Origin of the sequence: Sodalinema gerasimenkoae IPPAS B-353 (assembly GCF_009846485.1) — a bacterium.
In the GTDB taxonomy this organism is placed as follows: Bacteria; Cyanobacteriota; Cyanobacteriia; order Cyanobacteriales; family Geitlerinemataceae; genus Sodalinema; species Sodalinema gerasimenkoae.
This window is the reverse complement of record NZ_ML776472.1, coordinates 4,851,955-4,862,350: the sequence shown is the minus strand read 5'-3', so window position 1 is coordinate 4,862,350 and position 10,396 is coordinate 4,851,955. Positions and strand designations below refer to the sequence as shown.

Genomic DNA, 10,396 nt, shown 5'->3' with positions numbered 1-10,396 from the left:
GAATTATAGACCGCCGGTGTTGGCACTGATGTCGGCGCGATCGCTCAGGTGTAGGCGATCGGCTTGGACAAAGACATCACCCGCTGTAAAGTCATTGGCATTGGATGTGGCGTTGTTGCTGGAGGATAATCGCGCCCTATCTCGCAGTTCTACAGTTCCCGCGATGAGATTCACCCCTCCGGCATTCCCTTGTCCGGCTTCTTCAATGGTGCTGTATACACCACTCCCCAAGCCGTCTAACACCCAGCCTGAAGGGGAGGTATAAAAGCCTGAAAAGATGGCAGTGTCGCGGACTTCAACGGTTACCGTTCCCGCATCTCCTTGATTCAAGCTACTGGATATCAACAAACCATCATGGACTTCTAACCGGTCAGCCACAACAGTGATATTGCCAGCATTACCACCTCCCTCTTCTCCTACACCACTCCCAACAAAGCCATTTGATAACAATAATGTTTCACTCACCTCAATCGAGACTCTTCCTGCATTGCCTTGACCGAAGGTACTTGAATCTAGTACTGCCCCATCTCGGAGTTCTAAGCTGTTGGCAATAATGCTAATGCCTCCTGCATCCCCTTGCCCCGTTTGTAACACGCTGGTCAGACCTAAACTGGGTACTCCTTCAGAATTTACTCCTGAGAAAACGACCCTATCGCTGGCTTCGACCGTTACGGTTCCAGCATTGCCTTGACCCAATGTAACTGAGTTTAACTGAGCGCCATCTCGCACTTCCAGACTGCCAGTCAAAATACTAACACCTCCGGCATTTCCTCGTGCGTTTTCTCCAACAGCACTGACGACACCGGTGACTACTCCCTCGGGATTGTTAAGTCCCGATAAGAGAACTCTATCACTTGCCTCAACAGTTACGGTTCCGGCATTTCCTTGACCCGAGGTACTTGCATTCAAACGAGCGCCATCATTCACTTCTACAGTATTAGCCCGGATACTGACACCTCCAGCATTTCCTTGTCCTGTTTCTTCTACAGTACTGAAGGCAAAACCATTTGAGAGCAGAACTAGATTACTTGCCTGAACAGTTACGGTTCCGGCATTTCCTTGACCGAAGGTACTCGAATCCAACATCGCTCCATCTCGTACTTCCACGGTATTTGCAGAAATACTAAAGTCTCCGGCATCTCCTTGGCCTGTTTGCAACACGCTGGTGAAGCCCGAACTAGGTACTCCTTCGGAACTCACTCCTGAGAAAACCACCCTATCCTCCGCTTCTATGATGACCGTTCCAGCATTTCCTTGCCCTGATGTACTTGAACTCAATAGACCTCCATCTCGCACTTCCAGAGTATTAGCCGAGATACTCACCCCTCCCGCATTGCCTCGCGCGTTTTCTCCAACAGCACTTACGGCAAAACTATTTGAGAAGATGACTTCACCACTTGCCTCAATTGTGACAGTCCCTGCATTCCCTTGACCCGAGGTACTCGAATTTAATCGAGCGCCATCTTCCATAAACAGCCTATCTGCAATAATTCGGATATCCCCTCCGTTTCCTTGTCCGCTTTCCTCTACATTGACAAGGACATTAGAACTCGACAATCGTGCCGTGTCACTTGCTTCTATTATGACGGTTCCAGCATTTCCTTGACCCAAGGTACTTGAGAATAGACGCGCCCCATCTCGTAGTTCAACGGTCTCACCAGTAACCCTGATATTGCCAGCATTCCCACTATAGTTTTCTCCGAAGCTACCACTTGATGCCGAACTATCCGAAAACAAAATATGACCACTGGCTTCAAAAATCACCCTGCCAGCATCTCCCTCGCCTGAAGTGCTTGAAGATAAACGTGACCCATTTCGAAATTCTAACGTCTCGCCCGTGATGCTTACATTGCCAGCATTCCCACTATCACCTTCTCCGAAACTACTACTCGATGCCGAACTATCTGAAAACAAAACATGACCACTGGCTTCAACGATTACCCTGCCCGCATCTCCCTCACCTGAAGTGCTCGAAGATAAACGAGCTTCATTAAGTAACTGTATCCTATTAGCGCGAATGCTAATACCCCCAGCATTTCCAGTTCCAGATTCTGCCACACCACTCGAAATCGAAGCATTTGATAAAACAATAGTATCCCCAGCTTCCACCGTTATTATTCCTCCATCTCCTTGACCGAAGGTACTTGAGAAGAGACTCGCCCCATCTCGTAGTTCTACTGTCTCGCCAGTCATCCTAATGTTGCCGGCATTCCCACTATAGTTGTCTCCGAAACTACCAGTTAATACTGAACTATCTGAAAACAAAACATGACCACTGGCTTCAACGATTACCCTGCCAGCATTTCCGTCACCCCGGGTACTTGAGAGTAAACTCGCTCCATCTCGCAGTTCTACCGTTTCACCAGTAATCCTAACGTTGCCCGCATTACCACTATCACCTTCTCCGAAACTACCACTCAATGCTGAACTGTCAGAAAACAAAACATGACCAGTGACTTCCACCGTTACCGTACCAGCATTTCCTTCCCCTAAGGTACTTGAGGACAGACTTGCTCCACCTGTGAGTTGCACAGTCTCACCAACAATACTAACGTTACCAGCATCCCCTTGATCCCGGGCATCTGAGGCTAGACGCGCTCCATCTTGAAGTTCCACTATTTGTCCAACCACCCTAATATCACCGGCATTTCCACTAGTATTTTCTCCCAAACTACTACTTGATACTGAACTATCAGCAAACAAAACATGACCAGTAGCTTCAACCGTTATTGTTCCTCCATCTCCGTCGCTTAGGGTATTTGAGAAAAGAAGGTTTCCATTTTGAAGTTGTACCGTATCACCAATGAGCCTAATATTGCCCGCATCCCCTTGTCCTGAGGTATTTGAGGCTAGACTAGTACCATCTCGTAGTTCAACCGTGTCACCAATCACACTGATATTACCAGCATTTCCTTGACCTAAGGTATCTGAGGATAGACTCGCTCTATCTTGAAGTTGTACCGTATCACCAATAACCCTGATATCACCAGCATTACCACTATAGTCTTCTCCAAAAGCAGTACTAGAAGCTGAACTATTAGAAAATAAAACATGACCACTAGCTTCCACTGTTATTATTCCACCATCTCCGTCACCTGACGTACTTGAGGATAGACGCACTTCATCTCGAAGTTCGACTCTTTCGGCAGTAATCCTAACGTTGCCCGCATTCCCACTCTGAGTTTCTCCTGAACTGTCACTCACTATAAAACCACCAGAAAGTAAAACGCTTTCATGAGCTTCTAGCGTCACATTACCAGCGTCTCCTTCACCAAAAGTACCAGAAGAAAAAAACGTGCCGTCACTTGTCTGGATAACCCTACTGACTAGGTTAATATCACCAGCGTCTCCCTGTCCTGTTTCTCCGACACCACTTAAAGCGCTACTGGGAAAACCCTCTGAATCTTGTCCGGAAAAAATAATTCTGTCAGCGCCGTAAATTTCTATACGACCGGCATTTCCTTGACCGACAGTACTAGAAAATAACTGAGCGCCATCTCGAACTTCCACTCGATTCCCAGTTACGCTAATCTTTCCCCCATCTCCCTGTCCCGTTTCGAATACAGCGCTGAAGAGCCGCGCCTCATTCAGGAGGCGTACCGTATCATGGGCTTCTAGGTTGACGTTTCCCGCATTTCCGTTACCAAAGGTACTTGAAGAAACCAGTGCGCCGTTACTTATTTCTATGACTTCGCCAGTTAAGTTGATATGACCTGCATTCCCTTGCGCACCCTCTACAACTTGAATATTTATAACGCTTGAAGAATCGTTAGAACTTGGCCCCGAAATGATAATGCTATCACTCGCATTAACGGCCACAGATCCGGAATTTCCTCGCCCTGTTGTCCTGGACGTTAAGCGAGCACCATTCGTCATTTCTACAGTGTTGGCGACTAGATTAATATCACCAGCGTTTCCAATCGAGCCTTCTCCCACTGAATTCGAGAGTTCACCATCTGAGATAGTGATATCACCCATCGCATTCAGCTCAATATTCCCCGACTGGCTACCCTCAATTCCGAGTCCCTCAGCAATTCCCCCCTCCAAAAAACTATCGCGCATCTCGATATCCAACGCCTGAATCCCAATCTCTCCGCCCACAACTCCGGCTACATTCAGATTCGTCTCATCCAACGACACTGAGGCGCGATTCAGTTCGGCGGGAACCCCGAAGGACGGAAATCCCGAGTTGACATCACCCACCTCAAAGCTGACGTGTCCCGCTTCTCCCACTCCTACGAGGTCAATTCGTCCAGCCGGTGCATTGATTTCAACATCCTCTAGGCTAATCTCTCCCCCCACCAAGGCCATCGATTCTCCCTCGGAGACGTTGAGAGTTGCCCCAGTCGCTTCAATACTGCCGGGATTATCATTAAATTGCACCCCCAATGGCACATTCACACTCAACAGAGGGGCCTCCCCAGACTCCTCAGCGTTGAAGGCCAGGCCATTCTCAAAAACCAGACTGTTGGCGGTACTGGCGACGAAGGAACCACCGATGTCTAAACGAGCATTGGGACCGAAGATAATGCCGTTGGGGTTGAGTAAGAATAGGTTGGCGGTTCCGTTGGCCCGCAATAAACCATCAATATCAGAAATTGAGCCGCCAGTGACGCGGCTAAAGATTTGACTGGCGATCGCCCCTTCAGCATCGTCGGCTTGCCGATAGGCGTCGCTGGCCTGTTGCCAAATGTCAAACGCCCGTTGTGGCTGTCCTGAGGTGAGAAACAGATGGCCTCGGATATTGAGAATTTGCGCTAATCGCCCTGGGGAGGCGATGGGGTCAGCCGAGAGGAGGTCCCCGATGCGTTCATTGACCTCATGGGCTAACCCCATCTGCCCAAGCTGTTGATATCCCAAGCTGAGATAACTCAGGGCCAGGGCTTGCTGAGGGCGATTCTCCTGGCGATCGAACTCACGGGCCGCCTGTTGCCAAGCCTCCACCGCTTCCTGATAGCGTTGCGCCTGATAGAACCCTCGTCCCTGTTGCAGCATCTGAGGCCCCGACCCGCTCCGGGAATCGTTGCCGGTTGCCGTTTCCCGGTTGAGGGCGAGGGTTGGGAACCCCTCTAGGGAAGGTAATGCCGCCTGAGCGGGAGCCGTCCAGAGACAGAGGCTGAGTAGAGCGAGGGGAATCGAGGTGCGATGGGACATAGGAATCTCAACGGCTGGGATGAGTAGGAGAACAGTGAGCCGATGTCGCTTGGGGAGGAGTGGGTGAGCCATCAGCCGTCTCAGCCGAGAGAACCACCGCCCCATCCCCATTGACGTGCCAGCCCTGAGCTTCTACTAAGGGGGCGGTTTCCTCGCTGTGGCTCAGGGCAGTTTCCGAGGAAGTTTCCTCCAGAGAGCGCCAATCCAGCCAAGTGGCTTCAGTCGCTAAAGACCCATCAGGATTTGGGGGCAATCCCCCCCGTCCCGTGACATAAAACTCGCTCTCCCGTCCCCCAGTGCAGGGGTCAGTATCCAGGATAGCCGCCACATCGATGGGATTAGCAGACAGGTCCACCAATCCCGTTTCTGTATCCACATCTGGGGTATTCAGTTCTACGGAACCACTGAATTCAGCCCCAAGGTCTGAGCTGGCGGTAATGTCACTTTCGGGGGTCAGTTCGTCCCGAAATTCCGTACCAAAAATGCCTTGAGTATTGATAATCACTCGACCGCCAGCGGCGTTGATGGCGTTGGCGGTGATGTCGCTGTTTTCGAGGGCCACGAGGGCATCGGTATCGATGATGATATTGCCTCCAGGGAAGTCTCCCTCGGCGTTGGTTTGGATGGTGCTACCCCGCCGTAGGATGGTGGTTCCGGTGTCGAGTCGGACGTTGCCACCACGACCGCCGGTGTTGGCACTGATGTCGGCGCGATCGCTCAGGTGTAGGCGATCGGCTTGGACAAAGACATCACCCGCTGTAAAGTCATTGGCATTGGATGTGGTGTTGTTACTGGAGGATAACCGCGTTCCATCCCGCAGTTCTACAGTTCCGGCGATGAGATTGACGCCTCCAGCATTCCCTTGGCCGGCTTCTTCAATGGTGCTGTATAAACCACTCGGCCAGACCTCAGGTTCCGGGCCGGAAAGGTCGGTATAAAAGCCTGAAAAGATGGCACTGTCTCGGACTTCAACTGTTATCGTTCCCGCATCTCCTTGATTCGTGCTACTGGATATTAACAAACCATCATGAACTTCTAACCGGTCAGCAACAACAGTGATATTGCCGGCATTGCCGCGTCCCTGTTCTACTACACCGCTCATGATCAAGCCGTTTGATAACAATAATGTCTCACTTACCTCAATCGAGACTGTTCCTGCATTTCCTTGACCCAAGGTACTTGAATCTAGTATGGCCCCATCTCGGAGTTCTAAAGTGTTGGCAAGAATGCTAACGCCTCCCGCATCCCCTTGCCCTGTTTCGCCCACGCTGGTCAAGGCTGCACTGGGTACCCCTTCAGCATTTACGCCCGAGAAAATCACGCTATCACTGGCTTCGACCGTTACGGTTCCCGCATTGCCTTGACCCAAGGTAACTGAGTTTAACTGAGCTCCATTTTGCACTTCCAGACTGCCAGTCAAAATACTCACACCTCCGGCATTTCCTCGTGCGTTTCCTCCGACGCCACTGACGACACCGGTGGTCACTTCCTCGGGATTGTTAAGTCCCGATAAGAGAACTCTATCACTTGTCTCAACGGTTACGGTTCCAGCATTTCCTTGACCCAATGTACTTGCATTTAGCTGCGCTCCATCATGCAATTCTAGGATGTTAGACAATATAGTCACACCTCCAGCATTTCCACGTCCGCTCTCGGCGACGACACTAGAAACTCGACTACCCAAACCATCAGAATTAACCCCCGATAATATCACTCTATCATGGGCTTGAACTATGATTGTCCCAGCATTCCCTTCTCCCAAAGTGTTCACATTTAACTGGGCACCATCTTCTAGAAAAAGCGTGTTGGTAATAATTTGAATATCACCACCGTTTCCTTTTGCTCTTTCTTCTACGGTACTAAAGACATTGGCGTTGGATAATTGTGCTGTGTCACTAGCTTCTATAGTGACGCTTCCGGCATTTCCTTGCCCCAAAGTACTTGAGGATAAACTTGTCCCATCTCGCAGTTCTACACTCTCACCAATGACTCTGATATTACCAGCATTTCCACTATAGTCTTCTCCAAAACTAATACTCGATGCCGAGCTGTCGGAAAACAAAACATGACTACTAGCTTCAACAATCACCCTGCCAGCATCTCCGTCACCCGAGGTACTTGAGGACAAACTCGTCCCATCTCGCAGTTCTATGGTTTCGCCAGTAATCCTAACGTTGCCAGCAGTCCCACTCTGGGTTTCGCCGAAACTGGAACTCGATGCCGAACTGTCAAAAAAGAGGACATGACCACTGGCTTCAACTGTTACCGTACCAGCCTCTCCGTTACCCCAGGTATTTGAGATGAGACGAGTCTCGTCTCGTAGTTCAACCGTCTCGCCAATAATCCTGACGTTACCGGCATTTCCCTCCCCCGATGTACTTGAGAGTAAACTCGTCCCATCTCGTAGTTCTACTCTCTCTCCAACAATTGTAATGTTGCCGGCAGTTCCACTATGGCTTTCTCCTAAACTAGCACTCGACACCGAACTGTCAGAAAAGAGGACATGACCACTGGCTTCAACCGTTATTATTCCTCCGTCTCCATCACCCGGGGTATCTGAAGATAAACGTGACCCCTCTCGCAGTTCGACCGTCTCGCCAGTAATCCTCACGTTACCGGCATTACCACTGCGGGCTTCTCTCAAACTAGCACTCGATACCGAACTATCAGATAAGAGGACATGACCACGGGCTTCAACTGTTACTGTCCCAGCATCTCCCTCACCCAACGTACTAGAAGATAAACGTGACCCATCTTGTAGTTCGATTGTCTCGCCAAGAATCCTAATGTTGCCTGCATTTACCCCAGGGGTGTCTCCAAAACTACTACTCGATACCGAACTGTCAGAAAAGAGGACACGACCACTGGCTTCAACTGTTATTATTCCTCCGTCTCCATCACCTGAAGTCTCTGAAGATAAACGTGACCCATCTCGCAGTTCGATCGTCTCGCTAAAAAACCTGACGCTACCAGCATTCCCACCACGGGCTTCTCCAAAACTACTACTTGATGCTGAACTATCAGAAAAGAGGATATGACCGCTGGCTTCAACCGTTACCGTACCGGCATCTCCATTACCCCGGGTGCTTGAGAATAGACGAGCCTCATCTCGCACTTCTACTGTCTCACCACTAATCCAGATATTACCGGCATTCCCACTACGAGTCTCTCCTGCACCAGAACTCAACGCGAACATATCAGAAAAGAGGATATGACCGCTGGCTTCAACCGTTATCGTACCGGCATCTCCATCACCCCAGGTGATTGAGGATAGATGCGCCCCATCTCGCAGTTCTACCGTCTCAGCGCTAATCCTAACGTTACCGGCATTCCCACTATGGTCTTCTCCAACACTACCACTCAATGCCGAACTATCAGAGAAGAGAACATGACCACTAGCTTCAACTGTTACCGTACCGGTATCTCCGTCACCCCAGGTACTTGAGGATAGATGCGCCCCATCTCGCAATTCTACTATCTCACCGGTAATCCTAACGTTACCCGCATTGCCACTATAGTTTTCTCCCAAACTATTACTCAATACAAAACCACTAGAAAGTAAAATGCTCTCATGAGCTTCTAGCGTGACATTACCCGCATCTCCATCGCTATAAGTACTGGAAGATAAAAACGCGCCGCCACTTGTCTGGATAACTCCGCCGACTAAGGTAACATCACCTGCATCTCCCTGTCCTGTTTCTCCCACATTACTAAAACTAAATGCAGCACTAGCCAAACCTTCCGAATTTTCTCCAGAAAAAACAATCCTATCAGCTCCATGGATATCTATCCGACCGGCATTCCCTTGCCCCGACGTTGTCGAAGTTAACTGAGAACCATCTCGAACTTCTACTTGATTACCAATTACGCTAATGTTGCCTACATTTCCTTGTCCTGTTTCTGCCACATCCGTCGCAATACGCCCTTCGTTTAAAAGGCTTACTGTATCACGGGATTCCAGGGTAATATCTCCTGTATTTCCTTGACCCAAGATTCCCGACAAAATAAATCCACCGTCACTTATTTCTATGACTTCGCTACTTAAGTTGACTTGACCCACATCTCCTTGTCCACCCTCTCTCACCAGAATATTTATACCACTTGGAAACTCATCAAGATTCGCCCCTGAGATGACAATGCTATCATTAGCATTCATGGCGACAGAACCGGCGTTGCCCACCCCTGTTGTACTTAAAGTAAGGCGAGCGCCGTTCGTCATTTCTACAGTGTTGGCGAGAAGGTTAATATCACCAGCATTGCCAATTGAGTCTTCTCTGACCTTGTTATTCAATCGACTATCCGAGATGCTGATGTTACCCGTCGCATCCAACTCAATATTCCCCGACTGGCCGCCCTCAATCCCGAGTCCTTCAGCGATTCCTCCCCGCAAAACGCTATCGCGCATCTCCACATCCAACGCCTGAATCCCAATCTCTCCCCCCACAACTCCAACTACATTCAGATTCGCCTCATTCAACGATACCGAAGCGCGACTCAGGTCAGCGGGAACCCCGAAGGACGGAAATCCCGAGTTGACATCACCCACCTCAAAGCTGACTTGTCCCGCTTCCCCCACTCCTACGAGGTCAATTCGTCCAGCCGCCGCATTGATTTCAACATCGTTTAGGCTAATCTCTCCCCCCACCAAGGCCATCGATTCTCCCTCAGATACATTGAGAATTGCCCCAGTGGCTTCAATACTGCCGGGATTATTATTAAATTGCACCCCCAATGGCACGTTCACACTCAGTAAAGGGGCCTCCCCAGACTCTTCAGCGTTGAAGGCCAGGCCATTCTCAAAGACGAGACTGTTGGCGGTACTGGCGACGAAGGAACCACCGATGTCTAAACGAGCATTGGGACCGAAGATGATGCCGTTGGGGTTGAGTAGGAATAGGTTGGCGGTTCCGTTGGCCCGCAACAAACCATCGATGTCGGAAATTGAGCCGCCGGTGACGCGGCTAAAGATGTTGGCGATGTCGGGATTGTTGAAAAAGGCTTCGCTGTTGGTGGGGATGGAAAATTCCTGGAAACTGTGGAAGAGATTATCCCCTCGTAAGGCCCCACCGTCGATTTGGACTCCGGTTTCCGTTGGTGTGGTCACCGAACGTTCATTGCCTAAACTGCTATCAGGGATAATCTGAGCTTGAATGGGAACTACTGGCGCGATCGCCATCCCCAATCCCAGACTCACCACCCATCCCCATTGCCGAGTATCCATAACACCCACCCCAACTTAAAG

General features: G+C 50.0%; 2 protein-coding genes. Both read right to left on the bottom strand.

From position 1 onward, the window contains the following. Positions 1-3: 3 nt before the first annotated feature. Positions 4-5,226, bottom strand: coding sequence for a two-partner secretion domain-containing protein (locus L855_RS21055; protein ID WP_159790869.1), 5,223 nt, complete (start codon positions 5,224-5,226; stop codon positions 4-6). Next, positions 5,162-10,375, bottom strand: coding sequence for a two-partner secretion domain-containing protein (locus L855_RS21050; protein WP_159790868.1), 5,214 nt, complete (start codon positions 10,373-10,375; stop codon positions 5,162-5,164). The genes L855_RS21055 and L855_RS21050 overlap by 65 nt, the downstream gene beginning before the upstream one ends. Between the last annotated feature and the right edge of the window lie 21 nt (positions 10,376-10,396).

Excerpts from the sequence above, each read along its gene's own strand:
- L855_RS21055 (WP_159790869.1), bottom strand. The coding sequence starts at position 5,226 with ATGGCTCACCCACTCCTCCCCAAGCGACATCGGCTCACTGTTCTCCTA.
- L855_RS21050 (WP_159790868.1), bottom strand. The coding sequence starts at position 10,375 with ATGGATACTCGGCAATGGGGATGGGTGGTGAGTCTGGGATTGGGGATG.